Below are 24690 nucleotides of genomic sequence, written 5' to 3'. Positions count from 1 at the left end.
TTATGAGAGGACTATTATTACTAATACTCACGATGAGCACTTTGATGAAAGTGCAGGCTCAGGAAAAGATCAGTCTTTCCCTGGATGATTGTATCAGCTATGCATTGGAAAACAATGAGCAGTTGAAGATTAAGCAAATGGACAAGGAGATCGCCGATGCAGAGGTTAGAAAAACCGTATCGATGGGTCTTCCTCAGGCCAATGTGAATGGAGGATTGAATTACAATTTTGAACCTCAAAAGAGTCTCATTGATATCAGCACATTTGATCCAACAGTACCAGCCGGTACAGAACAGGAGGTTTCCTTTGTTCAGAATTATGATGGAAACATCGGGCTTGGGGTAGACCAACTCATTTTTGATGGGTCCTACTTTGTGGGATTGCAGGCTGCTAAAACGTATCGAGAGCTTTCGACCAAGGAGCACATAAAGACGCAGATCGACATTGTGGAAGCTGTAAGTAAGGCATATTATAATGCGTTGATTGCAGAAGAGCAATTGGAGCTTTTGGAAAAGAACATTGGAAGACTGGATACACTACTCAATGAAACCCGAGAGATGTATGAAGCAGGTTTTGCGGAGAAGGTAGATGTAGACAGGATCCGAGTGAACTACAACAACCTGAAAGTAGAATTGAGTAGATCTAGACAGCTAAAGGATGTGAGTCGCAAGCTGTTGAAATTTCAAATGGGAATGGATCTCAGTCAGCCAGTTGAGCTACTTGAAAGTCTGGAGGAAGTAGATGTAACTATTCCTGCTGTCCCGGATCAAAACTTTGATTATGGTCAGCGTATTGAGTTTTCCCAACTTCAGACAAATAGAAGCCTCGCCTATCTGGATATGAAGAACAACAAGGTGCAGTACCTACCAAAGCTCTACGCAAGGTTTGGCTATGGATGGAATACCGCAGCTTCAAGTGGTGGTGACCTGTTTGTTTCCAGAAGATGGCTAGACAATGGAGTGCTCGGGGTGACAGCCTCCATTCCCATATTCGATGGCTTTTTGAAAAGCAATAAAATTCAGCAAAACAAACTTCAGGTAAAGCAGATTGAAAATCAGATGTCATATGTGAAGAAGAGCATTGATCTGGAAATAGAACAATCTCAGATTAGTCTCAATAGCCAACTTGAGACACTTGAAGTACAAAAGCAAAATGTGGATTTGGCCAAGGAGGTCTATGATATCACCAAGGTGAAGTATCAGGAGGGTGTCGGATCCAACCTTGAGGTAATTGATGCAGATGCTTCTTTGAAGGAGGCACAAACGAACTACCTCAATGCACTTTATGAAGCAATAACATCACAAATAGAACTTAAAAAAGCACTTGGAACTCTATACAAAAACTAAGCTCATGCAAAAGATCAACATAATCATACTTACTATTATTTCTACCCTGGTGGTTGCCTGTGGTGGAGCTGGTGATCAGGACCTGGCAGCAAAAAAAACAAAGCTACAGGAGCTACAAAGCCAATCGATTGAGCTAAACGCTCAGATATCTCAACTGGAATCGGAGATAAAGGCAGAAGATCCTGATTTTATGAACAATAAGAAGTCTGCAATTCTGGTAGGCACTAAAACACTTGAAAAGGAGAGTTTTGAACATGAAGTGGAGATCAGGGGATCGGTGGCTTCCAAAAAGAATGTACTACTATCTGCCGAGGCAATGGGTAAGATTGAGGGAATTCATGTGAAAGAAGGCCAGAGTGTTTCTCAGGGTCAGGTGCTTGTTTCGCTGGATGCGGATGTGGTAAGGAACAACATCAAGCAGGTGAAAGCTCAACTGGACCTTGCCAATGAAGTGTTTGAACGACAGGAAAGATTGTGGGAGAAGAACATTGGGACGGAAGTCCAGTACTTGCAGGCGAAGGCAAACAAGGAAACACTTGAAAGCCAGCTAGGCGTTTTGAATTCTCAACTTAACATGATGATTGTGAGAGCACCGTTCAGTGGGGTGGTGGACAATATTCCAGCCAGACTTGGGGAAGTGGCTTCTCCTGGTATGCCATTGGTTAGATTGGTCAGCCCGAATGATACATATATTTCCGCAGATGCTTCGGAATCGTTTCTGGGTAAGTTTTCCAGAAATCAGGAAGTGGAGGTTTACTTCCCATCTCAGAATAAGCGAGTCGCTTCCAAAATCAAATCCGTTGGCCAGACCATCAAGGCGGAGAATAGAACCTTCGAATTGGAGGTTGAGCTTCCAAAATTAAATTTCCCTGCACAGCCAAATCAGGTGGTGGTACTTAATCTGGTAGACTATCGAAATGATCAGTCACTAGTGGTGCCAACCAAAGTGATCCAAAGCGACAACAAAGGAAACTACGTGTATGTCCTCACCAACAAGGATGGAAAGCAGGTAGCTACCAAGGCGCATGTGGAGTTGGGTGCATCGTTTGACTTGAAAACTGAGATAGTATCTGGTCTAAGCGAGGGGCAAACATTGGTGACCCAAGGGTACAGGGATTTATCCGAAGGAGTTGAGGTATCAGTAGCTAAGTAATCTCCTAATTCAAGCAATATGTCAGAAGAATTGAAAGATATAAAAACGGAAAAGGAGTTTGGACTAACCACACTTTCGCTCCGAAACAGAACTACGGTATATGTGTTAACAGCCATTGTGATTTTCGCTGGGTTGTTTTCATACATCAGTTTGCCAAAGGAAAGTTTCCCTGAGATCAGACAGCCTGTTGTCTATGTAGGTACGCCATATCCTGGAAACTCTCCGGTGGACATGGAAAACCTGATCACTCGCCCGATAGAGAATGAACTCAATTCGATTTCGGAGGCAGACGTGATCAAGTCCACATCTGTACAGGATTATTCTACCATCATCGTAGAGTTCACCCCTGAGACAGATGTAGAGGATGCATTGTCAAAAGTGAAGGATGCAGTGGATCGGGCTAAGCCTGAGCTTCCATCAGACCTGGAGCAGGATCCGAATGTGTTTGATATGAATTTCTCGGAGTTCCCTATTCTGAACATCAACCTGTCAGGTGATTACAGCATGAGGGAGCTTAATGAATATGCAGAGTACCTGGAAGATGAGATCGAGAAGATATCTGAGATTTCTAAGATTGAGATTCGAGGTATTGATGAGCGGGAGGTAAGGGTAAGTGTAGATCCATATCAGATGGAAGCTCGGGAGGTAAACTTTGAGGATATTGAACAAGCCATCAGAAGTGAGAATATCACCCTATCAGGAGGTACTTACAAGGAAGGTGAAATTCGGCGTACCATCAGGGTAGAAGGGGAGTTTGAGGAGCCAAAAGAGATACTCGATGTGGTGGTTAAAGCCGAAAAGGGCAACATAGTTTACTTGCGTGATATTGCGGAGGTTTCCTTCGATTATGTGGAGAAGAAAAGCTATGCTCGATTGTACACCAATCCTGTAGTGATGGTGGACGTAATCAAACGGAGTGGTGAAAACTTGTTGATTGCGACCGAGAAGATCAACGCCATACTTGCAAAAGCGCAGGAGGAGGTATTTCCAGCCGATCTAATCGTTACAAAAACAAACGATCAGTCTCAGCAGACCAGAGACATGGTGGATAGTTTGGAAAACAACATCATCTCAGGGGTCATCCTTGTAGTAATGGTGCTTTTGTTTTTCCTGGGCCCAAGAAACGCACTATTCGTTGGGGTTGCCATCCCACTCTCCATGTTCATCTCATTTATGATTTTAGGGATGCTGGGAATCACCATCAATATGATGGTACTTTTCTCCCTGATCATGGCACTGGGTATGCTCGTGGACAATGGTATTGTGGTGGTGGAAAACGTCTATCGTTTGCAAGAGGAGGGAATGTCTTCTTTTGAAGCAACTAAGAATGGAGTAGGGGAAGTAGCCCTTCCGATCATCGCTTCTACAGCTACCACACTTGCGGCATTCCTACCACTGGCTTTCTGGCCGGGTATCATGGGTGAGTTCATGAAATATTTGCCGATCACTTTGATGATCACACTAGGTTCATCCTTATTTGTGGCCTTGGTGATCAACCCGGTTTTGATCAAGTCTTTCATGAAGGTGGATACTGGCGAGGTGAAGAAAAGGCGTATTCTGATTTTCGCATTGATTGCAATAGCATTAGGTATTCTGCTGGCACTTGCCAATGCGACAGTCTTAAGTAACCTGGCCATTATCACGGGTGGAATCACATTGCTAAACATCTATGTTTTAACGCCATTGTCAAAGAGATTCAGAAACTTCCTTCCAAAAATTGAAGGTGTTTATAAAAGCACTTTGAGGTTTGCTCTAGCTGGATGGAAGCCTTATATGTTCTTCTGGGGAACTGCGGTTTTGATGGTGCTCTCTCTGATGATTTTTGGGGCAGCACTCATGTCCCCATCCAAACCAAACCTGGAATACTTCCCTAAGACAGACCCACTTTATGTGAATGTCTTCATTGAATATCCGGTAGGAACTGACATAGAGACCACCAATGACTTCACTCAGATGATCGAGAAGAAAGTGATCGACTTGGTGAAACCATACGACGAGATTGTAGAGTCCGTGATTGCCAATGTGGGCCAGGGTACCTCCGACCCGAACGATCCTTCAGCATTTGGCGAGCAGGACACTCCCAACAAGGCTCGGATTACGGTAAACTTCAAAGAGTACAAAAATAGAAATGGTGTAGACACTAAGGAGATTCTCACGGAAATAAGGGAATCACTTGGAGGATACCCTGGAGTGGCTGTTACCGTGGATCAAAATGCAGATGGTCCACCAACAGGTAAGCCGATCAGTATCGAGGTGTCTGGTAAGGAATTTACTACACTTATCCAGATCACTGAGGACATGAAGAAGCTGATCAATGAATCCGGTATTCAGGGAATTGAGAAGCTCAAAACCGATCTGCAGACAGGCAAGCCAGAGCTTGTTGTTAATATCGACCGGGACAAAGCAAGGAGATTTGGTCTGTCTACTTCATCGATTGCAAGCGAAGTGAGAACCGCCTTATTTGGAAAGGAAGTATCTAAATATAAAGAGGGCGAGGATGATTATGAGATTCAGTTGAGGTTGAAAGATGAGTATCGCTATGACATAGATGCGTTGATGAACAAGAGCATCGTGTTTAGGGATCAGACTTCCGGTAAAATGCAAAGTGTTCCAATTTCGGCTGTAGCCACTGCCGAGCTTTCTTCCACCTATGGATCGATTAAGAGAATGGATTTAAGGAGACAAGTAATTATTAGCTCGAATGTGGAATCCGGCTACAACCCGACCCAGATCAACAATGAGATCAAGTCATTACTGGCAGATTATGATATGCCTGCAGGCTATGAATTTAAGTTTGGGGGTGAGCAGGAGAAGCAGGCAGAAGAATTTGCCTTCCTGAGTACAGCACTTATGATTGCTGTGTTCACCATCTTCCTGATCATTGTGTCACAGTTCAACAAAGTGACCACACCCTTCATCATTATGATGTCGGTGGTGTTCAGTACCATTGGGGTGTTCCTTGGGTTAGTGGTATTCCAGATGAATTTTGTGGTAATTATGACCATGATTGGAATCATTTCCCTCGCAGGAATTGTGGTGAACAATGCGATCGTATTGATTGACTTTATAGAGCTGAGCAGAAACAGAATGCGGGCAGAAATGCAGGTGGATAAACTACCTATGGACAAAGTAATCGAAGCGATCATCAATGCTGGGGTTACCAGGTTGCGGCCGGTGATCCTCACTGCTGTAACAACCATCCTTGGTCTCATTCCATTGGCTGTGGGCATCAACATTGATTTCATCAAATTCATGAGTACCTATGATGCGGACTTCTTCCTGGGTGGAGACAATGTGGCTTTCTGGGGGCCTATGTCCTGGACGATCATTTTCGGGCTAACCTTTGCGACGTTCCTTACGTTAGTGCTGGTGCCAGTTATGTATTTATTCTTTGCTAGAATTAATCGTCGGTTAGGTTTAAGTTAATAGTAATTCCCCCCGCTTGTTAGTGGGGGGATTTTTTTCGTATGAGTCGCATTTATTTCCTGATTTTTCTTGTTTCTATTTATCTGGTTTTAGACTTCTACGTCTTTGTAGCAGTCCGGTCACTTGTGGAAGGAATGGCACCCGTTTGGAGACGAACCATACTTATCGGTTATTGGGCGGTCAGTATTTTTTCTCTGGTGGGAGTGCTGCTGTATCGTCAGCTTGACCCCAAGCAGTTTCAAAACCTTCGATTGTATATCACCACCTTTTTCTTTGTCATGTTCATGGGGAAGGTCTTTGCAACGGTCTTTCTGCTACTGGAGGATGTGAGGAGAGGAGTTACCTGGCTGGTCAATCTTTTTCCATTTGTAGAGGATAAGTTTTCCACTTCCCGGTCAGATTTTATGAAGAAATCAGCGCTTGTGGCCGGAGCTATTCCGGTGGCAACCATGAGCTTTGGGGTGATTTCCGGGGCGTATGATTACAGAGTGAGAAATCGAACGGTTTATTCCCCCAACTTACCCAAAGCATTTGATGGCATTCGGGTGGCGCAAATTTCTGACATCCATACCGGTAGCTTTTTTAACAAAACCGCAGTGGAAGGGGGAGTGGATATGCTCAATGCCCAAAAGCCTGATATAGCTTTCTTTACTGGCGACCTGGTGAACAATAGAAGCAGTGAAGCAAAGGACTATCTGGACATTTTCAAGAAAGTAAGTGCCCCGCTGGGGGTTTTTTCTGTGATGGGAAATCATGATTATGGAGACTACACAGACTGGTCATCGAAGGAAGCCAAGCAAAAGGACATCAGGAATCTGCATGAGATGCATAAGTATATGGGATATGACCTCTTGCTCAATGAAAACAGAAAAATCAAAGTGGATGGGGAGGAAATCGCCATACTGGGATGTGAAAACTGGGGCGCTGGCAGGTTTTCCAAATATGGAGATATGAAGAAGACCATTGCTGGAGCAGAGGAAAACCCATATAAACTTTTATTGTCGCACGATCCCAGCCACTGGGATGCGCAGATCAGACAGGAATATTCAGATATTGACCTAGTGCTTTCAGGACATACGCATGGATTTCAGTTCGGAATCGAAATCGGTGATTTCCGATGGAGCCCCGTGCAGTATCGATACAAACAATGGGCAGACCTTTATCAGGAAGGAAATCAATCATTGTACGTCAATCGTGGCTATGGTTTTATTGGCTATCCCGGCCGTATTGGGATTCTGCCAGAAATTACCATTTTAGAACTTAAGCGATCCTAATAGGGGATATGTCACCAAAGGTGTTATAGGTGTATATTCTTCATGTCATTAGGATGATAGGTGATTTTTTACAGGTGATTAGGTGAAAAGGGGGCGCTAGCCCCTTTTTCTTTGGCTAAGGGTTTTATTTTTATCTTTCCCTCAAAATCACTGTTGATGTCAAAAAAGCTAAATCAAGTCCAGCAATTCATAGAAGTTGATCTCTGGAGATTAAAACTCAAGGCACTCCCCAAGCGAAGGAGATACCTGTACGCCTTTATCAGGGTGTCAGTCATTTCTATCAAGGAGTTTATCCATGATAAGTGTTCGGAAAAAGCCTCTGCACTTACGTACTTCTCCATGCTTTCGCTGGTACCCGTGATTGCGATGCTTTTTGCTATAGCCAAGGCATTTGGCATTCGTGCATTGATGGAGCAGGAGCTGGCCAAGTACTTTAGCGGGCAGGAGGCAGTGTTGGAGAATGTGCTCCCATTTGCGGAAAAGATGTTGAGCGGAACGAGCGGCGGAATTGTCACAGGGATTTCTATTGTGTTCCTCATTTTTACGGTCATTCGCTTGCTGATGAATATTGAAGCCGCCTTCAATGATATGTGGGATATCAAAAAAAACAGAAGGTGGGAACGCAAGATATCTGATTATGTGGCTGTGATTTTGCTGGGGCCAGTTCTTTTAATTGTAGCTAGTAGTGCTACGATTTTTGTAAAGGATACCATTCAGGGATTCATGGCTGATCTGGCATTGTTTGACGGCTTGAAATCCGGAATCCTGTTCCTGTTGAAGCTTTTGCCGTATTCAATCCTTTGGTTCTTGCTTTTTGGCATTTACCTGATTTTTCCGAATACCAGAGTAAAACCTATTCCAGCCTTAATTGCAGGCATTGTGGCAGGCACACTCTATCAGCTTAACCAGCAGGCGTTCATCTCGTTGCAATTTGCTTTTGCACGGTATGATGCGATTTATGGTAGTATTGCCTTCCTTCCTTTGTTCCTCATCTGGCTTCAGATCAGCTGGCTCATCGTGCTCTTTGGGGCGGAGGTATGCTATGGAGCCCAATTCGTGAATCAGTGGGAAATGAAAAGTGAAAAGCTCAAGCTAAGCCTGAGTCATCGCCGCAAGCTGATGCTTTTGCTTCTATACAGGGTGGTAAAAAAATTTGAAAATGATGAGGGCCCATTATCTCTTAATGAGCTCGCTGAGTCGGTAAATATTCCCCGTAAGTATGTGGTGGACATATGTTATGAATTGGAGAAATCCGGGTTGATGATTCGGGTAGAATCTGATGATATAGCGTATCAGCCAAGATTTGATATTCACAAAATGGACATTCATACCATCCTCACGAAATATGAAACAGAAGGGATGAGTGATTTTGACCCTAAAAAATCAAAACCTTTTCAGAATATCGAAAACACCTTGGAAGAAATCGAATCCAGGTGGAAGTCCAGTGATAGCAATGTTTTGCTGAAAGATTTATGATGATCGTTGCTTAAACGACCAGGTAAATTCGAATTCTGAAACAATGGTTCCATCTTTCATCTTACCGATGGTCTTGAAGGTAGCTGCTACAGACTCACCTGTCTGGATACACTTTTCTACTGCCTCAAAAGCTTTGGCACCATCTTCACAAGTGAAGTACACCCTGTCAGTCGCTTTCTTTGAGAAAGTTGCTTTAAGGTCCACGATGATGAAAGCGATGGAGGGTTTCTTTCCTGTCACAGCCAGCAGACAAGGTGTGGCTGTGGAAAGCTCGGCAGCCATGCTTTGCACTGCAAAGTAGGTCGACTTGAAAGGATTTTTGGTGAGATATTTAAATGGGACTGATGTAGTGCATTTCCCAGAGTCCAGTTCTCTCACCCTAAGTCCTGCAATCCAGCCCATTGGGAGGCTTTTCATCATGTAAAGGGGAAACTTAAAGCCGCTTGTAACTTGCTTTGCAAGGTGCTGCTGTTTAGGATTTAGCTCCATCCTGTCTCTTCTTTTTTCTCCTGGGTCAGGATCTTCTTTTTCTCCTGATTTAGGAAGAATTTTTCAAGCCCGCCCTCCAGAAATTTGATGATGAAGAAGAGCACCGCCAAAATTCCATATCCAACCCAGGGGGTGTCTACAACTTCCTCGATTTTTGGTTCGATAAATATCTGTTCCAGAATGAAAAGAACCAGAGCAACCGAAAGCATTATTGTGGATGCTTTTCTGCCTACCCTTGCTACTACAAGCTGATCAATGGTTTTTCCCAGCTCAATATTTTTGTCTTTGATTTCTTCGTTTTGCTCACGAATCTGGAGGTTGGCATTGTCAAGTTTTTTCTGAAGACGGTCAGATACCCGGGTAATTACTTTGGCCTGGGCTACCAGTTCTTCATATTCGTCGGAAAAGGCATCAAGATCTTCTTTATAGATTGCGTGTGTCTCGATCTTTGCTCGAAATTTCCTGAGACTGTCAATCTCATCATAGTAAAGCTCCTGATTTTTGTCCATCTAACTATCCGTGATCACAAATCATCTTCCTCAATTTCAAAGAAGTTAAAGTCCAAATCCAGGAGGTCGCTGTAGTCTTCCCCAGCTTCCATCATGTCGTCATCACCTTCTTCGTAGTACCAATTAATCGTGATCTTTTTGCCACTGTCTTCAATTCTACTCAATCGCTTGAAAACATCAAAGAGACACTTTGAGGAGCTTGTATTAAAATATTCAAATGCAATGTTGGCGGTAAGTTCCGGCCCGCCCGAAACGGTGTATTCATCCAGATTGTCAAGCACACGCTGGTAAAATTGAATGGAGTTCTCCGGGCTGGATCTCCCTTTCATTTCCAGTAAACCTTCATCTGGATCAAAATTGATCAGTGGAGTTGTTCGTGTTGGTTCGATGAATACTTTTTCCATAAATCTCTCTACGGTTAATCTTTTTAGTCTTAGGTACTAGTCTTCTAATCTTGGCAATCTTATCTGAAACGTAAAATAACTCACCTTATCGGTCACCGGCTGAAACTTGTATCTCAACTTCTGTCCTCCGGTTTTCCTTGCAATATCGATAAATCCCAAACCACCTGTCCCCTTGTCAGAAAACTCCTGCTCGGCCAATACCTTTTTATATAAGGCTCTTAGTTCATCTGCGTCTACCGCGTTGATGTCATCAAGCCTTTTTTGAATCTCTTTTGTCTTATCTGAAGGAATGTAATTGCCAGTCTGAAGGCTGTAAAACCTTTTTCGTGCGGCAATCATGATCAATGCGGAGTTGGAATCATAGCTACTGATCTTTAGGTCATCTGCATTGATTTCATCCAGGTGATAATACAGATTTTGGATACACTCGGTGGCTACATTATAAAACTTCTTTTTTACCTTCCTATTTTCTTCGAGCTCCTCCAGTCTTTCTTCCAATGTTCCAATCATGGCAGTCACCAGGTCGAAGGTCAGCTCTCCCTTGAACATCAGGATAATGTTTTGGTCATAAATATTTTTATAGCTCCTCAGATAATCCATAAATAGGGGTAATTTTCTTTGGGCTGGAAAAGTAAGAACTTATGACTAATTAAACCAAATGTTCAATCATCTAAAACTTCTTAGTGATTATCAATCGATTAAGGTAACCAATATTCCAGCACACATATTATTCCAATCGTAAAATTATGATCTTTGTAAGACTTAAGGGATTAAAACTGAATAAAAGGCAAATTATGCTTTTCTTTATTACTTTAGTAAAGGTGACGAATGCCGAATTGAGTATAGGTATTTTAGTTAGTCCTTCATTGAGGAAAATCGGTATAAAAATGTGATATTTCCAATAATTGGATTTTTGCTATAGTTTTGAGGGACTTGCCAATAGGATTTTTTTAATTCGTCCGGCTAATAGAGATTAACTAGTTAAGAGTTTAACCAACTATGTTTAAGGTATGTTAAAGAAGGATTTATACGCCAATGTCTATATCCTGACAGCATTGGTCTTGATAGGGGCTGTAGCTTACTACGTCTTTGTCCTCCAAAAAGAGATTACCAACTCCTTTAATCAAGACCCGAAGATTGTTCAGATTTCTGCTGAGCAATCGGCTTTGGGACAGCAAATTGTGAAGGCTGCTTTAGGTATGGGTTACTCAGACACCCAGAAGAACTTCGACTTCTTTAAGAATGAATTGAGGAGGGTATATCCTCAATGGCAGAAGAGACACATGGCCTTGAAAAATGGTGATGTTGAATTGGGAATAACCCAACCCTCCCAGTCAGATGAGTATGATGCTATGCAGAATGACCTCAATTTTCTCTATTTTGATATGAATACAAACGCATCCAATATTCTGGATGTGAATTTTACTGAAAACAAGACGGACGTTCAGTATTTATCACTTCGAAGATCAATTGAGGCGCTTGTCAATACGGTAAGGAGATATAATGACGCCACCACAGACATTACGGACTATTTTGTTGATAATGCCCAAAACAGAGGCGCTAGTATAGGTCTGGCAGAATATGTAGGCTTTTCTATATTCGTTGGTATATTCCTCGTTCAGGGTTTCTTCATTTTCAGACCGTTGGTTAAGCTTGCTAGTGACAACTACTTATCGGCGAACAAAGCCTTTATTAAGGTGAAGAAATCTGAGCAGCAACTCAAGATCAACTTTCAGAAGCAGAAGCTTATTAACAAGAAGCTTTATCAATCCAGAAAAGAGCTTGAAGAGAAAAACCTCAAATTGGAGGAATCAGAAGCTAAGTTGCTCAAGTCTTCTGAGGAGCAGATTAAAATTAACGAGCGATTGATATCCGCACAGGATGAGTTGAACCTGGCCTATAAGAAGCTTCAGAATTCTGAAGTTGAGATTCGTGAACTGGCAGATAAGCAGCTTCAGGATAATGAAAAGCTGTTCCTTGCAGAGAAGAAACTGCAAGCCACCCTTGAGAAAGAGCAGAAGTCCAAGGAAGAGCTGGCCAATGCGCTCAATTCATTGAAGAGTGCACAGTCTCAGCTGGTACACTCAGAAAAGATGGCATCACTTGGGCAGCTTACTGCGGGTATTGCACATGAGATCAACAACCCTATCAACTTCATCTCCAGTGGTATGGTATCCCTAAAAATGTCCATCGAGGCGATGAGAGAGATATCTGAAGAGTACACCAGACTGGATGATGGGGACGATCCGAAGGAGGTATTGGAGTCTGTGAAAGAGCTCAAGGAGGAGCACGAGTACGATGAGATTGTGGATGAGCTAGACGACCTGATCAACGACATAAACTATGGGGTGCAACGAACCATCGAGATTGTGAAAGGTCTGAGGGTATTCTCCAGACTGGATGAAGAAGAAGCGAAGAACGCCAATATCAATGAAAACATTGATGCCACCCTTACACTCCTTAGAAACAAAACCAAAGGTAAGATTGAAATTACCAAGCACTATGACGAGAGTATGCACGATATCGAGTGCTACCCTGGTCAGCTTAACCAGGTATTCATGAATATCCTGAACAATGCAGTTCAGGCAATGCCGGAAGAGAAGAAGGATGCGGAAATAACCATCTATACGGAGGAAGCAAGCGACGGTGTGATGATCAGGATCAAGGATAATGGAGTAGGTATACCGGACGAAATCAAAGACAGAATATGGGAGCCATTCTTCACTACCAAGGAAGTGGGCGTGGGTACCGGTCTTGGAATGTCAATTACTTATGGTATCATTGAAAAGCATGGTGGTAAGATTGAATTATCAAGTGAGGTAGGGAAAGGAACCGAATTTGTGATCACATTGCCAAAGAAGATTACCCCAATCAAGAAGAAAGAAGGCAAAGAAGTAGCGGAGAGCAATTAATCATTAACAACATTTATTTAAGCAAAGGGTAGGATGGAAGAGATACATGACCAGCAGCAACTAGATAGACCGACAAATAAGAAGAAATTTTCACTTCTTTATGTAGATGATGAAGCAACAAACTTGCGGGTTTTCAAAGCAAACTTCAGGAAGTTTTTCAATGTGTATACATCTACAAATCCAATTGAAGCAATAGATATCCTGAATCAGGAAGATATCCAGGTGATTGTGACAGACCAGCGGATGCCTGAAATGACAGGCACCCAATTTCTGGAAAAAATCTTGCCTGATCACCCGGATGTCATCAAGATCATCCTTACAGGATTTACAGATATTGAAGCCATCAAAGACGGCATCAATCGTTGCGGTATTTTCAAGTACATCACCAAGCCTTGGAATTTTGATGAGATGAAAGGGGTGCTTGAGCGAGCAGTGGATACTTACCAGCAGGCTGCAGAGAGTGAGGAGCACATGAAGGAGCTTGAGGATAGTAATGTAGAGCTTGAGAATAGAGTGAGGGAAAGGACTCAGGAGCTTAATAAAATCAACAAGAGACTTATTGATAGTATCAGATATGCAGGGCTGCTGCAGCAGTCTATGCTTCCTAATGATCGCTATCTAAGCCGACAGTTTAAAGATCACTTTGTGATTTTTGAAACCAAGTATCTGTTTAGCGAAGAGTTTGTATGGACTACCCGATTGAATTTTCGGTCGGAGGATTACACTGTAGTTGCGCTGATCGAGTTTGATGGGAAAGGGATAGTAGGTTCTTTGAAAACACTTATTGCAGATTCTGTACTTAATTATCTGACACACGATCGCAAGATTTTCCACTCAGGGGAGATTATCAATGAGCTTAAGTATGAATTGGATGCTGCCGGCTCGGATGAGCTTCAGTGTGACCTGAAGGTTTCAGTGGCAGTCTTTGATCACAACGCCGGCACACTTCAGTTCAGCGGTATCAATCAGGATATGGTCGTATTTAATGGTCAGAAGTCCACGCTTCTGAAAGGAGACGAAGGAGATCATTTTGAGGATGCCATTGCTGATAAAATTGATATCGAGGCGGACGCATCTTATTACATGTATTCAAATGGATACTATAATCAGGAAAATGAGGATGGGGTGAAGTTTTCTTATGAGAAGTTTGAGGAAATGCTCAAGTCAGTTCAGGGCAAACCAATGGGTGAGCAGCGGGATTTTTTAATGAGTAATCTGCAAACATGGAAAGCAGGATCAAGTCTAAATGATGATATTTCAATCATAGGTTTTAAACTCTAAGTTTGGGATGGCGATAAAGGCGAGTAGTTTCAAAAATTGGTGTACGGAAAATATAAGTCCACAATCCTGGACGAGGATTTGCCTGAAGCGGGTAGATGATATTCGCAGCAAAGGCTATACCCTCAAGGAAATGGAGGATCTCAATCCGGATATCGAAATGGATGACGAGCTGATGGAGTCTTTAAATTCTGCCCTGTCCGAACTTTACGAAATGACCGTGAATGAGAGTTTATTGGCCGCTACCTGATGACCCATCGATAGAAATCTCCTAAGAATTTTTCCTACTTTATCTCGAATCCAAGCACACAAACGTCATCCGTCTGGCTGGTATTTTTAGACCACTCGCTGAACGTTTTTTCCAGTATTTTTTGCTGCTCGGCAATGGGCTTGCTCGAAGTTTCTTCGATTAATTTGTTGAAGTTCTTGGACATAAACTTCTTATCATATTCACCACCAAACTGATCCTGGTAGCCATCAGTGGATAGGAAGATTCGATCCTTCACATCCAGCTGGATTACTTCCTTGGTCAACTGTGCATGCACCTCCTGCTCATCCCCCTCAATGCCCCCAACCATCTGCCTTGGACTCTTGAGTATAGTGAGTTCTTCACTTCCATGCTTCATCAACCGGAGGGGTATACCAGCTCCCGCAAATTCCATTTTCAGCGTATCCAGATCTATGACGCATATCCCGATTTCCATCCCATCCCGATTTACTTCATCAGTTTCCCGCTGAAGCTCAAACTTGATTACTTTATCGAGCCTGGAAATGATTTTTTTGGGATCCAGATAGTTTTGATAGTAGACAATGTTTGTTAATTGATTACTACCCATAATGGACATGATAGCCCCTGGAACACCGTGACCAGTGCAGTCTCCACAAGCAATGATCATAAACTCATTATTCCCTCTTCTCACCTTCTCAAACCAATAGAAGTCACCCCCAATAATATCCTTTGGCTTGTAGGTTACGAACGATTCAGGAAATACACCTCTCAATGTGCTAATTGGTGGCAGGGTGGAGCGCTGAATACGCTCAGCATAGCTGATACTGTCCCGTATCTGAGAAGACACAGATACAAGCTGGTTCTTTTGCATTTCGATCTGAGTCTTCTGATCAATCAGCTGCTTATTCGTTTGTCTTTGCTCTTCTATCTGGCCAATTAAGCTCTGTGACGTACTGGCCATTTGTTTGGCAAGTTTTCCTATCTCATCTCTTGATCCTGTAGGAAGCTCCACATCCAGATTACCTTTACTCAGCTCTTCTGCTGCATGACTTAGCTTTATAATCGGTTTGACGAATATATTCGCTGCAATAAGTGCAAGTATTATAGTTAGAATTAATACCGGAAGCACGGCCCAAAGGATTTGTGACCTAATCTGCTTTAGAGGAACATAAGCCCTTGCTTTTGGTATGCTCAGAATGAGCGTCCAATCATTTCCCGAGAAGGACTGGTAGCCAGTTTCCTGTGTTACAAAAAATAATTCATCCTGCGTCTCAAGAAAATTTACTCCTGGCTCATTCAATGAGGAGATGAGGTCATACTTCTCATATTGAGTGGTCAGAATATTAGTCGGGTCGGTATTGGAGTAAAGGACTGTACCATTGCTATCGATTAGGTTAATGTCCAGGTTTCTTAGGGTATCCGTGCTCAGAGAGTATTCACCCACAATTTTAAAAAGCTCATCAACCAATATCCTGCCTACAAGTACACCTATCGGTGAATCATCCTGAAAATCGGTTACTTTAGAAGCAAAGTGCATTACTACCCTACCTACGGATTCAGATTTAGAAACATCTACCGCTGCATCAGATTCTGAATCCAGGCTTGTCCAGTACAATGAATTGGAGTGCTGTTTGCCAAGGGATATTCGCTTGCTATCGGCGATCCTTACCCGATTGGTATCAAAGTATGAAAATGAATAATACAGTTCATTTAGGTTTTCAAGCTCCTGCAGTCTTTGAATCAAAACTTCAGGGTCAGAATTTTCAATTCGGAAATACGGGTTCTTTGCCGCTAGTTTCACGTCATTGAGCCTGGAAAACATAAAGCGGCCAATATCAGCACTTATCCCTTTAGACTGCTGGGTCATGCTGGCTACAATTTCTTCCTTGAGCGTTTGCTCTACTTTTTGGTCAGCAAAGAAAGAAAGTACACCGGCAGTGAATAAAACAAGAAAGAGACAGAGAATGGTGAGTTTGGCGTATATGTTCATAGATTGGATTATCCGTTAACTCAGTAAAATTAAATCTTTTAGTACTGCTAAACTATCAGATATGTTTGATAAGTCAATAATGGATATTGTCCATTTCTTAATGGAAGGATATTATCTTCGCATCCATAAAACTAATACCGCCGATGAAGTTTTTTATATCAGCCATCCTCATGGCAGCATCTTTATATTGTGATGCCCAAAACCTAACCATTTATAGAAGTCCTAAATCTGTTGATGAAACCGTAGATCGTATCATTGAGATTATCAAAGAGAAAAAGCTCGTTTATTTTGAAACGGTAAATCATGATAAGGTGGCCAGGGAATACGGTGTGGAAATCCCACCAACCCGAATGATCCTTTTTGAAGACCCTAACCTTATGATAGAATTGGTCTCATGCAGGCAAACTACTGCTCTTGACCTTCCAATGAAAATATTGGTTTGGGAAGAAAATGAAGACGTCTATATTGGATTCTTTGATCCTAAAGTGATGAAAAAGCGATTTATGCTGCATGAGTGTGATGATATCATCACGAGTATGTCCAGACTGAAAATCAGAGTGGTAAATGAAGCACTCAAGGAGACGGAGTAAGTGAGATGGCCCACCTGACTTTATCCCATCTAAACTTCAGCGAGTCGTCTGCAAAGTAGAACAAGAGCCTTTCCTGAGATTGATCAGAGTATCTGGGCCTCACATTTATTCTAAGAGCATCCAGAGAATCTTTGTAATGATAGGAACCCCACTGTTTCCACTCCCGATTGAGGATAATCGTCCATTCATGCTGAGCAGGAATGGTGAAAATGGAATAACTCCCACTATCCAGTAGGAGGGAATCTATCATCATGTCTCCGGCTAGAGAAATGAAGGTGGCGTTATTTGCCCCGGTTCGCCACAGTTCGCCATAAGGCACCAAAAAGTCTGCGCCCTCGCCAAAAATTTTTCGATCCTTCACTCCCGGGCTGCTAAATTCAATATAAGCATCCACACCCTGGATGCTGGTGCTATCAGATCGCAGCGGGGAAGGCTTGTTCTGCGAGGACGGTGAGCAGCCTAGCATAATAAAGCTACCAAGGGAAAGAGCACATCCCCTGACTAATATTGAACGAAAAAATGTCCGAATTTGAAATACTCGATTCATGCGGATAGACGATAACGTACTGAAAAATAGTAGGTTACAGATTTGGGTATATTATTTGCCGATTGAAGATAAAAAACTATTCATAATATGGGAATCATAGGCATTGAAATACCGCAATTAAATGAAGAGCAGGATATCGAAGTGGAAGTTAGAGTCAATGGGATCAAGAAACAATATCACTATAGGGTCGAAATCTTTCATTGGGACGATTGTCCGTATCCAACAGAAGACAGGGTTGAATGTATTCGCCAGCTGATAAACGGGTATGATGATAAGTGGGATCTGGCTCACATTGGCCTACCAACCGACGACTACATTCCAATCACTTTCAGAAAGAGGCGTTAGAAGGGTAGATCGTCATCCTGAGAGAAATCTTCCTTCGCCCAATCCTGAGAAGGTGGAGGAGGGGTTTCCGTCATTCCGCCATTGGATTTTGCATCTATTCTCCATGCCTGCAGGCTGTTGAAATATTTCACCTCGCCAGAAGGGTCAGTCCACTTTCTTCCTTTCAGGTTGAAATTGACAGTTACAGAATCTCCTAAATTGATGCTGTCCAATTGTTCGCAATTGCTCTGAATAAGCTCGAATTTGATGTATTCCGGGTATTGTGGATTTTCAGCATATTCCAGCACAAACTCTCTCTTTTTAAAGGTTTCCTTAATATTTTGTGTGTCGTACTTCTCTACGATCTTGCCTTCTACAATCATGTGGATTAACTCATTTTACAGAATTCAAAAAAAAATCGAAGTTAGGAATCAATTTGATCAATGATGCCAATTTTTGGAATAAACCCTTCTCAAGGGTAAAACTATTGTTCAATTTTGGTGCTTCAATTCGCAAGTATGACAAAGTCTAAAAAATATTTCCTGATTGGGGCGATCATTTTTGTCATAATCCTGATAATCATCGCAATTGACATCAATAACAGGACTGTAGCCCCATGGGAAAGAGATAAAGCTGGACAGGCAGATGAGTAAGAATAAGGTTGATATTTCCAAAATTGATCTGGAGAAGGAAAGGGAAAAAATCACGGATCTCCCGGGTTTAATTGAATATGCGCATCATGCTGGAAGCGCCATCATCAAGCCAGAGGATAAGGGCAGAATTAAGGGAACCGCTGTGGCAGCCATGCATGATCAGACAGACCGGCAGTTTCGGCAATTGTATGAACAGATGCAGACGCTGATAGAGCAGGCCAAATATTTGAAAAGCAGGGTGGAAGTTTCCGAGCGGATTTATCAGGCGAGTGTTCCGTTCCAGCCGGTCATCGGAAAAGTTTATTTTCTCTATAAAAAGAAGGATAATTCTGATCTACTCTCGATGGTGAGTCCTGAAGAATGGGGCAAAAATTTTCCATACGAATCATTTGAAGCAGAGGTGCGGCTGATGTCTGATCACACCTGGGAGATTGTAAAAACACACAATCAGGAATACAATTATTAAACCTGAATAACCGTAATTTTCGTAAGTTATTCAGAGTCGGCCTTAATAAAGGTATAGACTTTTAATGTTGTTACATTTAATATACTTTTATCTGTCAGTTGTCCTGGATATGAAAAGCTTAGCTCTTATATTATTATTATTAGCCCCATTAATTTTCCTTGTTAGGTGCTCAAGCAATAATGAAGAAGATCTGACGGTAGATTGTAGCCAGTCGGGTTTGAAATTGGAGATAACCGATCACACTAAACCGGACTGTGATGTTGAGGGAAGTATTACGGTCTCTGGCTCAGGTGGGACAAAACCATATTCATACAGCATTGATGGCGTTAATTTCCAATCGTCCACCGTATTTGATGGTTTGGCAGCAAGCACGTATACCATTACCATTAAAGATGCGGATGAGTGCAAAAAGCAAGCTTCCTTCAATCTTCAGGCAGGCCCCAATGGAATAACGGTAAATATTAGCTCTAAAACCGCATCTGATTGCCTCCAGGCCACAGGTTCGCTTGTAGTTTCTGCTTCGGGTGGTGATAATAATTTCACCTATTCCCTTGATGGGGAAAGTAACCAGCAGAGTAGCACGTTTAAAATGATCGGCACTGGAAACCATTCTATCAGAGTTACGGACGGGACAGGATGCACCGCTTCGATCAGTACCTATCTGGAGTCTAATGTAAGTTTGACTGATGATATTTTCCCAATTATAGATACAAACTGTGCAATCTCCGGCTGTCATAATGGGACGCAGTTTCCTAATCTTACTACCAGTTCAGGCATAAGACAGCACGCATCACAAATAAAGTCAGAAACACAGGCGGGGACTATGCCGAGGGATGGATTTCTGTCTCAGAATGAAATTGATTTAATAGCCTGCTGGGTAGATGATGGTGCCAAAGACAATTGAGGGTATGAACTTTTAATGTTGTAACATTTAATGTAACTTTAGTTATCACTCTAAATTACGTTGACTATGAAAAGTTTAGTTCTTTCCACTCTTATTGCCTCATTTGTACTTTTTGCTAGCTGCTCAAGCAATAGTGAGGAAGACGATCCTGGAATTGATTGCAGTCAATCAAACTTGGATGTAGAAATTACAAATAGCACGAAACCCGATTGTGATATTGAAGGAAGCATTAGTGTCTCGGGTTCAGGAGGAACAGAGCCTTACACATATAGCATAGATGGGATCAATTTCCAATCATCAGCTACGTTTAATGGCCTAGCTGCAAGCACATATTCTCTTACTATCAAAGATGCGGATGAGTGCACAAGAAATACTTCCTTTAATCTTCAGTCTGGACCCAACGGAATAACTTTAAGCGTTGCTTCTAAAACAGCTTCTAGCTGTTTTGGAGATACTGGTACAATTGAGATATCTGCTTCTGGAGGGGATGGAACATTTTCATATTCGCTCGATGGAGGAAGTGATCAGGAAAATGGTTCTTTTAGTTCCGTTGGTTCTGGCGAACATAGCATAAAGGTCATAGATGGGACTGGCTGTTCAGCTACTATAAGTGTTTCAATAAGTGCAGATGTAAGTCTTGTTGGGGATATAATGCCAATTCTTCAGGCTAATTGCCTACAAACTTCCAGTGGAGGTGGTGGATGTCATAATGGTGATAATGGTGCATCAAGAAACTGGACTAATAAAAACAATGTATTGGCCAAAGCGAGTGAAATTAAGTCTAGAACTCAAAGTGGTAGTATGCCTCAGGCTGGATCCGGTCAAAGCCTAACCGATGAGGAAATTGATCTCATTGCTTGCTGGGTAGATGATGGTGCTAAAGACAATTGAGGGTATGTTGAAAAGGATTCTTTTTTTGATTTTTTTACTTGCTTGCCTGGCTGGTTTTTCACAGCGATTTAAAGCAGGTGAAACCTATATCAAATTTTATTCTGACGCACCTATTGAGGATATCGAAGCTGAACATATATCGGTCTCCAGCCTTCTCGATATTGAAACCAGAGCATTGGTGATTGTGATCCCTATTAAGTCTTTCGTCTTTAAGAAGAAGCTCATGCAGGAGCATTTCAATGAAAACTATTTGGAGTCCGACAAGTATCCTAACGCCACTTTTAAAGGGAAAATTGAGGACTGGGATGGGAGCCATGGGGAGACGGATGCCACAGCTATAGGAACGCTGGAGATTCATGGTGTTATACGTGAGATTCGCATTAAAGGGGTAATTGAATATGTCGATGAGAAGATTAAACTCTCCACTGTGTTCCCGATCAAGCTCGAAGACTATAAGATTAAAATACCTAAAGCGGTTTTCTACAACATTGCAGAAGAAGTGGAAGTGACAGCCAAACTTGAATACTTGCCTTATGAAAAGAATTAGCATTATCATTCTCTTTTTCACATCATTGAGTGTGGGAGCACAAGATGAGTTGCTTGAAATTTTGGAGTCAGAAGAAGCGAAGGAAGCAGGGTATGTCTCCGCTACTTTCAAAAGCACCCGGGTGATTAACGGGCATTCGGTGGAGACCAGATCCAATGCGGTGCTTGAGTTCATAATTAGTCACCGCTTTGGCACTATCAACTCTGGGTACGATGAATTTTATGGACTGGATATTTCCAGGATACGACTGGGACTGGAGTATGGGCTGACTGACAATCTTAACATCGGAATTGGCAGGTCTTCTTTTGATAAGGTGGTAGATGCATTCCTGAAGTACCGTTTTCTCAGGCAATCAGGTAGCTTTCCATTTACTGCGACAGCCTTCACGAGTTTTGCACGAAAAACAATAGAGCAAGATGGGCTGGAAGGTGCAGATCGAAACGCCCATACCGGTCAAATTCTGATCGCGCGAAAGTTTAATTCAAACTTCAGTGTTCAAATAGCACCCACTTTGATCCAACGAAATCTTGTTCCCTCAAATGAAGATGCCAATCTACTAGTTGCGATAGGGCTGGGGGCACGCTACAAAGTTTCGAACCGAATAGCCATCGTTTCTGAATACTATCCACAGCTATCAGACAAATCCGATGTATTTAAGGATTCCTTTGCTGTGGGAGTGGATATTGAAACTGGAGGTCACGTTTTTCAGCTTCATTTCACCAATGCGATTCAAATGAACGAGCGCGGCTTCATAGGAGAGACGACCGACGATTTTTGGAATGGAGACATTCATTATGGGTTTAACATCACCAGAGTCTTCGATTTGAGACCGAACAATTAGATGTTCGCTCGAACTGCCAGAATAATATTTCTGCCTGGAGCGCTAATTCCCGATGAGTAGGGACGATAGTGTTTATCAAGAATATTCTCCACGCCTGCATTCAGTATTATTTGCTCGCTTACCTGATAGCTCGACTTTAGGTTCAACGTATACCAACCTGGTGATCCTGTACTTGTGTATAGGTATGGCTTTCGGTCAATCTCGGCAGACGGAATTTCATCTCTGTCTCTATCCGTGTTGTATTCAATGTAAAACTCCGATCTCAGCTTTCTTTTCTGATAGGTCAGGGAGGCCTTTCCAAAAATTGGTGTTGTGTCCCGAAGAGGTTGGTCGTTGGTGATGTCCTTTCCTCCTGTGTAGCTTATGCTCTTTGATACAGCCCAATTATCAGCTATTTCAGCAGTGTAGCTCAAACTACCACCATATATTTCAGCATTACCGGTATTTACTTTGGAAAACACCTCCAGGTCTTCACCATCAATATTTGCTGTGCTGCTTCCATTCAAAGTAAATGGTCCATCCACGATTGCATCAAAAAGCCTGCTATGGAAGACGACTGCTTTGAATAGTGAACGCTCGGTTTTTCTTTGGTATGCCAATTCATAACTCAATGAATACTCTGGCTTCAGGTCAGGGTTTGGCACAATCAGGCTATTCCCAACTTCGAATACTTTTCCTATGTCATCAATATTTGGTGACCTAAAACCCGTGGATACATTGAAGCTTATCTTATTAATCTCATTGAGGTTTATTGCCAGGCCTAATGAACCGTTTAAGGCAGAATTAGTCAAATCCAGATCAGACGCACTACTTGACAGTGCCTGGGCATCCGTGGTGTTTGCTTTCAGGTTGATGCTGTTGAACCTAAGTCCGCTGTTGAAGGTTACCTGGTTAGTCAATTCATGGACATAACTACCGTAGAACGCAATGGAAGTATATTCACTACCACCGTCAGGATATCTGGTGCCAGTGCTGGTTATTTCCCCTGTTTCTATATTTCTTCTAAAAGCTTCTGATTCTATATTGTTGAAATAGAAGTCAAACCCATAGTAGAGGTTAGATTGACTGTATTCCTTGTCAAAATCAACGGCTGCCGAGTACATATCTACATGCTCAGTTCTCGTTCTCAACCGGTCATCTCCAAAGGCCCTGTCGTTTCTGCTTTCCTCAAATTTCTGGTATGCCAGCGTAATACGCGCTTGATCATAAAAGGCATTGCTCTTGTAGAAGTTCAACTTTAAGTTGTGCATCTGCCATTTCTGCGGGCCGTAAAACCATTCTGCTGCAGCTAAAGAATCAGAGTTGGGTTCAATTGTTTCGGTCAGGTTATCATAGCGAGGAATATCGGAGGTTGTGCTATAATAAAAACCGTAGTTCAAATCCATATTAGACCCAATGCGCACTTTGATTTTATTTATGGTATTGAAAAGGTCATATCCTGAAAATTTCTGAACATTGATGTTGTTGGTCCGTACCAGCTGATCTTCGCCATTGATTCGTTGCGCAATAAAGTTTCGTTCAAATTCACCTTCATACCCGCCTGATCGATTGCCGCCGGCTCTCAAATCATCAAAAGCCGTGAATGAAGACGAGTGAAAGAACGTGTACTTTTTTTCAGCAAATGAGAAGTCAAAATGGCCGGTTCGTTCATTCGCTGCGGTGCTATATCGGACCATTCCATTTGCTGAAATATCCGCAATGTCATCTCCTGACCACTTCGGATCAATGGTGTGAAAGTCCATCACTCCACCTAAAGCATCGCTCCCATAAATAACAGATCCGGGCCCAAAGATCACCTCTGAGCTTTCCAATGCATTGGGATCGATGTTTATCACATTTTGAAGGTTTCCACTTCTAAATATTGCATTGTTCATCCTGACCCCATCTACCACTAAAAGAACCGAATTTGCTGAAAATCCCCTGATTTTTGGAGAGCCGCCCCCCAACTGGCTTTTCTGCACATACACCTGGCCAGTCCCTGCAAGTAAATCGGCAGAGGTTTGGGGATTCTGAAATTGAATGGTTTTCTTATTTACCGAAAGGATCTGTTGTGATACATTTTCCTCTTCCTGTTCCCATTTATTGGCCGATATTACCACTTCATTAAAAGTCATAATTTTTTCTTTCATCAAAACCTTGAGGTCTTTGCCCAGATAGGCCAGGGATTGCTGGTGAAAGGAAGGATGCTGAAAGAAAACCAATCCTTTGGGAAACTTTGAAAGGTCTGCAATCCCATTTTCATTAGTGTAGGAGATGTCATCTTTATTTTCATGGTAGATGAATACGTCGGTCACGGGTTTCCCCGATGCATCATCGATCACTACGGCCTGTTGAGAAAATGAAGAAATTGAAAGAAGAAGAAGGAAGATATTGAGTCCAAATCTCATTTATGTCGTTATTTTCGGATTTTAGTTGAGTCGTTCCATTAGCAAAAATTGAGC

General features: G+C 42.3%; 24 protein-coding genes. 16 read left to right on the top strand and 8 right to left on the bottom strand.

Annotated features, from left to right (window positions below; all coding sequences use genetic code 11):
• Positions 1–2: 2 nt before the first annotated feature.
• From RLN88_RS07535 to RLN88_RS07515, 5 genes are all read left to right on the top strand, one after another.
• Positions 3–1346, top strand: a complete 1344-nt coding sequence (locus RLN88_RS07535) for a TolC family protein (protein WP_350220779.1) — start codon at positions 3–5, stop codon at positions 1344–1346.
• 4 nt (positions 1347–1350) lie between these two features.
• Entirely contained in the window at positions 1351–2499 is a 1149-nt protein-coding gene (locus tag RLN88_RS07530) for an efflux RND transporter periplasmic adaptor subunit (protein WP_350220778.1), read from the top strand.
• An 18-nt stretch (positions 2500–2517) separates the two neighbouring features.
• Positions 2518–5925, top strand: coding sequence for an efflux RND transporter permease subunit (locus RLN88_RS07525; protein ID WP_350220777.1), 3408 nt, complete (start codon positions 2518–2520; stop codon positions 5923–5925).
• Between the two features lie 41 nt (positions 5926–5966).
• On the top strand, positions 5967–7199 hold the full coding sequence (locus RLN88_RS07520) for a metallophosphoesterase (protein WP_350220776.1): 1233 nt from the start codon (positions 5967–5969) through the stop codon (positions 7197–7199).
• Positions 7200–7355: 156 nt separating this feature from the next.
• The gene (locus RLN88_RS07515; protein WP_350220775.1) at positions 7356–8675 is read left to right on the top strand and encodes a YhjD/YihY/BrkB family envelope integrity protein; all 1320 of its coding nucleotides are present in this window, start codon (positions 7356–7358) and stop codon (positions 8673–8675) included.
• On the opposite strand, the gene RLN88_RS07510 is transcribed toward RLN88_RS07515, so the two are convergent.
• From RLN88_RS07510 to RLN88_RS07495, 4 genes are read right to left on the bottom strand one after another with little or no spacing between them, the layout of a single operon-like run.
• Positions 8670–9095, bottom strand: a complete 426-nt coding sequence (locus RLN88_RS07510; protein WP_350220774.1) for a thioesterase — start codon at positions 9093–9095, stop codon at positions 8670–8672. The genes RLN88_RS07515 and RLN88_RS07510 overlap by 6 nt on opposite strands.
• A gap of 59 nt (positions 9096–9154) precedes the next feature.
• Positions 9155–9673: a hypothetical protein gene (locus RLN88_RS07505; RefSeq protein ID WP_350220773.1), complete on the bottom strand. Its 519-nt coding sequence runs from the start codon at positions 9671–9673 to the stop codon at positions 9155–9157.
• Positions 9674–9687: 14 nt separating this feature from the next.
• Complete coding sequence (locus RLN88_RS07500; protein WP_350220772.1) at positions 9688–10077, bottom strand: DUF1987 domain-containing protein; 390 nt, start codon at positions 10075–10077, stop codon at positions 9688–9690.
• 36 nt (positions 10078–10113) lie between these two features.
• Positions 10114–10677, bottom strand: coding sequence for a SiaB family protein kinase (locus RLN88_RS07495; protein ID WP_350220771.1), 564 nt, complete (start codon positions 10675–10677; stop codon positions 10114–10116).
• Between the two features lie 410 nt (positions 10678–11087).
• Between RLN88_RS07495 and RLN88_RS07490 the strand changes: the two genes are divergently transcribed.
• Genes RLN88_RS07490 through RLN88_RS07480 form a run of 3 tightly spaced genes read left to right on the top strand, consistent with a single transcriptional unit; the run spans position 11088 to position 14517 of the window.
• On the top strand, positions 11088–12989 hold the full coding sequence (locus RLN88_RS07490) for a sensor histidine kinase (RefSeq protein WP_350220770.1): 1902 nt from the start codon (positions 11088–11090) through the stop codon (positions 12987–12989).
• Positions 12990–13022: 33 nt separating this feature from the next.
• Positions 13023–14270, top strand: a complete 1248-nt coding sequence (locus RLN88_RS07485) for a response regulator (protein WP_350220769.1) — start codon at positions 13023–13025, stop codon at positions 14268–14270.
• A gap of 7 nt (positions 14271–14277) precedes the next feature.
• Positions 14278–14517 carry a hypothetical protein gene (locus RLN88_RS07480; RefSeq protein WP_350220768.1) on the top strand — a complete coding sequence of 80 codons (240 nt, stop codon included), beginning with the start codon at positions 14278–14280 and terminating at the stop codon, positions 14515–14517.
• A gap of 34 nt (positions 14518–14551) precedes the next feature.
• On the opposite strand, the gene RLN88_RS07475 is transcribed toward RLN88_RS07480, so the two are convergent.
• On the bottom strand, positions 14552–16486 hold the full coding sequence (locus RLN88_RS07475; protein ID WP_350220767.1) for a SpoIIE family protein phosphatase: 1935 nt from the start codon (positions 16484–16486) through the stop codon (positions 14552–14554).
• 143 nt (positions 16487–16629) lie between these two features.
• Here RLN88_RS07475 and RLN88_RS07470 point away from each other — a divergent pair, with 143 nt between their 5' ends.
• Positions 16630–17076 (top strand): DUF302 domain-containing protein, encoded by a 447-nt coding sequence (locus RLN88_RS07470; RefSeq protein WP_350220766.1) that lies wholly within the window; start codon positions 16630–16632, stop codon positions 17074–17076.
• Here the strand turns inward: RLN88_RS07470 and RLN88_RS07465 are convergent.
• Complete coding sequence (locus tag RLN88_RS07465) at positions 17060–17542, bottom strand: DUF2911 domain-containing protein (protein WP_350220765.1); 483 nt, start codon at positions 17540–17542, stop codon at positions 17060–17062. The genes RLN88_RS07470 and RLN88_RS07465 overlap by 17 nt on opposite strands.
• 168 nt (positions 17543–17710) lie before the next feature.
• On the opposite strand from RLN88_RS07465, the gene RLN88_RS07460 reads away from it, so the two are divergent.
• Positions 17711–17968, top strand: a complete 258-nt coding sequence (locus RLN88_RS07460; RefSeq protein WP_350220764.1) for a hypothetical protein — start codon at positions 17711–17713, stop codon at positions 17966–17968.
• Here the strand turns inward: RLN88_RS07460 and RLN88_RS07455 are convergent.
• On the bottom strand, positions 17965–18330 hold the full coding sequence (locus RLN88_RS07455) for a DUF3127 domain-containing protein (RefSeq protein ID WP_350220763.1): 366 nt from the start codon (positions 18328–18330) through the stop codon (positions 17965–17967). The two genes, RLN88_RS07460 and RLN88_RS07455, sit on opposite strands and share 4 nt — an antisense overlap.
• Before the next feature lie 135 nt (positions 18331–18465).
• Here RLN88_RS07455 and RLN88_RS07450 point away from each other — a divergent pair, with 135 nt between their 5' ends.
• From RLN88_RS07450 to RLN88_RS07425, 6 genes are all read left to right on the top strand, one after another.
• On the top strand, positions 18466–18600 hold the full coding sequence (locus RLN88_RS07450) for a hypothetical protein (protein ID WP_350220762.1): 135 nt from the start codon (positions 18466–18468) through the stop codon (positions 18598–18600).
• Complete coding sequence (locus RLN88_RS07445) at positions 18593–19066, top strand: DUF2452 domain-containing protein (RefSeq protein ID WP_350220761.1); 474 nt, start codon at positions 18593–18595, stop codon at positions 19064–19066. The genes RLN88_RS07450 and RLN88_RS07445 overlap by 8 nt, the downstream gene beginning before the upstream one ends.
• A 217-nt stretch (positions 19067–19283) precedes the next feature.
• A complete protein-coding gene (locus tag RLN88_RS07440; RefSeq protein ID WP_350220760.1) occupies positions 19284–19970 on the top strand; it encodes a hypothetical protein in 687 nt (228 codons plus the stop codon).
• A gap of 66 nt (positions 19971–20036) precedes the next feature.
• A complete protein-coding gene (locus RLN88_RS07435; RefSeq protein ID WP_350220759.1) occupies positions 20037–20861 on the top strand; it encodes a SprB repeat-containing protein in 825 nt (274 codons plus the stop codon).
• A 25-nt stretch (positions 20862–20886) separates the two neighbouring features.
• Positions 20887–21408, top strand: a complete 522-nt coding sequence (locus RLN88_RS07430) for a YceI family protein (RefSeq protein WP_350220758.1) — start codon at positions 20887–20889, stop codon at positions 21406–21408.
• Positions 21395–22249: a DUF5777 family beta-barrel protein gene (locus RLN88_RS07425; protein ID WP_350220757.1), complete on the top strand. Its 855-nt coding sequence runs from the start codon at positions 21395–21397 to the stop codon at positions 22247–22249. Before RLN88_RS07430 ends, RLN88_RS07425 begins: the two co-directional genes overlap by 14 nt.
• Here RLN88_RS07425 and RLN88_RS07420 read toward each other — a convergent pair.
• On the bottom strand, positions 22246–24636 hold the full coding sequence (locus RLN88_RS07420) for a TonB-dependent receptor (protein ID WP_350220756.1): 2391 nt from the start codon (positions 24634–24636) through the stop codon (positions 22246–22248). The genes RLN88_RS07425 and RLN88_RS07420 overlap by 4 nt on opposite strands.
• Positions 24637–24690 lie beyond the last annotated feature (54 nt).

Source organism: Ekhidna sp., from assembly GCF_040223195.1.
Lineage (GTDB): Bacteria > Bacteroidota > Bacteroidia > Cytophagales > Cyclobacteriaceae > Ekhidna.
The sequence above is the reverse complement of the archived record's forward strand: the minus strand, read 5'-3'. Positions and strand labels throughout refer to the sequence as shown.

What these genes read in the sequence shown, in the direction of transcription:
- RLN88_RS07535 (WP_350220779.1), top strand. Translation starts at nt 3, where the DNA reads ATGAGAGGACTATTATTACTAATACTCACGATGAGCACTTTGATGAAA.
- RLN88_RS07530 (WP_350220778.1), top strand. Translation starts at nt 1,351, where the DNA reads ATGCAAAAGATCAACATAATCATACTTACTATTATTTCTACCCTGGTG.
- RLN88_RS07525 (WP_350220777.1), top strand. Translation starts at nt 2,518, where the DNA reads ATGTCAGAAGAATTGAAAGATATAAAAACGGAAAAGGAGTTTGGACTA.
- RLN88_RS07520 (WP_350220776.1), top strand. Translation starts at nt 5,967, where the DNA reads ATGAGTCGCATTTATTTCCTGATTTTTCTTGTTTCTATTTATCTGGTT.
- RLN88_RS07515 (WP_350220775.1), top strand. Translation starts at nt 7,356, where the DNA reads ATGTCAAAAAAGCTAAATCAAGTCCAGCAATTCATAGAAGTTGATCTC.
- RLN88_RS07510 (WP_350220774.1), bottom strand. Translation starts at nt 9,095, where the DNA reads ATGATGAAAAGCCTCCCAATGGGCTGGATTGCAGGACTTAGGGTGAGA.
- RLN88_RS07505 (WP_350220773.1), bottom strand. Translation starts at nt 9,673, where the DNA reads ATGGACAAAAATCAGGAGCTTTACTATGATGAGATTGACAGTCTCAGG.
- RLN88_RS07500 (WP_350220772.1), bottom strand. Translation starts at nt 10,077, where the DNA reads ATGGAAAAAGTATTCATCGAACCAACACGAACAACTCCACTGATCAAT.
- RLN88_RS07495 (WP_350220771.1), bottom strand. Translation starts at nt 10,677, where the DNA reads ATGGATTATCTGAGGAGCTATAAAAATATTTATGACCAAAACATTATC.
- RLN88_RS07490 (WP_350220770.1), top strand. Translation starts at nt 11,088, where the DNA reads ATGTTAAAGAAGGATTTATACGCCAATGTCTATATCCTGACAGCATTG.
- RLN88_RS07485 (WP_350220769.1), top strand. Translation starts at nt 13,023, where the DNA reads ATGGAAGAGATACATGACCAGCAGCAACTAGATAGACCGACAAATAAG.
- RLN88_RS07480 (WP_350220768.1), top strand. Translation starts at nt 14,278, where the DNA reads ATGGCGATAAAGGCGAGTAGTTTCAAAAATTGGTGTACGGAAAATATA.
- RLN88_RS07475 (WP_350220767.1), bottom strand. Translation starts at nt 16,486, where the DNA reads ATGAACATATACGCCAAACTCACCATTCTCTGTCTCTTTCTTGTTTTA.
- RLN88_RS07470 (WP_350220766.1), top strand. Translation starts at nt 16,630, where the DNA reads ATGAAGTTTTTTATATCAGCCATCCTCATGGCAGCATCTTTATATTGT.
- RLN88_RS07465 (WP_350220765.1), bottom strand. Translation starts at nt 17,542, where the DNA reads ATGCTAGGCTGCTCACCGTCCTCGCAGAACAAGCCTTCCCCGCTGCGA.
- RLN88_RS07460 (WP_350220764.1), top strand. Translation starts at nt 17,711, where the DNA reads ATGGGAATCATAGGCATTGAAATACCGCAATTAAATGAAGAGCAGGAT.
- RLN88_RS07455 (WP_350220763.1), bottom strand. Translation starts at nt 18,330, where the DNA reads ATGATTGTAGAAGGCAAGATCGTAGAGAAGTACGACACACAAAATATT.
- RLN88_RS07450 (WP_350220762.1), top strand. Translation starts at nt 18,466, where the DNA reads ATGACAAAGTCTAAAAAATATTTCCTGATTGGGGCGATCATTTTTGTC.
- RLN88_RS07445 (WP_350220761.1), top strand. Translation starts at nt 18,593, where the DNA reads ATGAGTAAGAATAAGGTTGATATTTCCAAAATTGATCTGGAGAAGGAA.
- RLN88_RS07435 (WP_350220759.1), top strand. Translation starts at nt 20,037, where the DNA reads ATGAAAAGTTTAGTTCTTTCCACTCTTATTGCCTCATTTGTACTTTTT.
- RLN88_RS07425 (WP_350220757.1), top strand. Translation starts at nt 21,395, where the DNA reads ATGAAAAGAATTAGCATTATCATTCTCTTTTTCACATCATTGAGTGTG.
- RLN88_RS07420 (WP_350220756.1), bottom strand. Translation starts at nt 24,636, where the DNA reads ATGAGATTTGGACTCAATATCTTCCTTCTTCTTCTTTCAATTTCTTCA.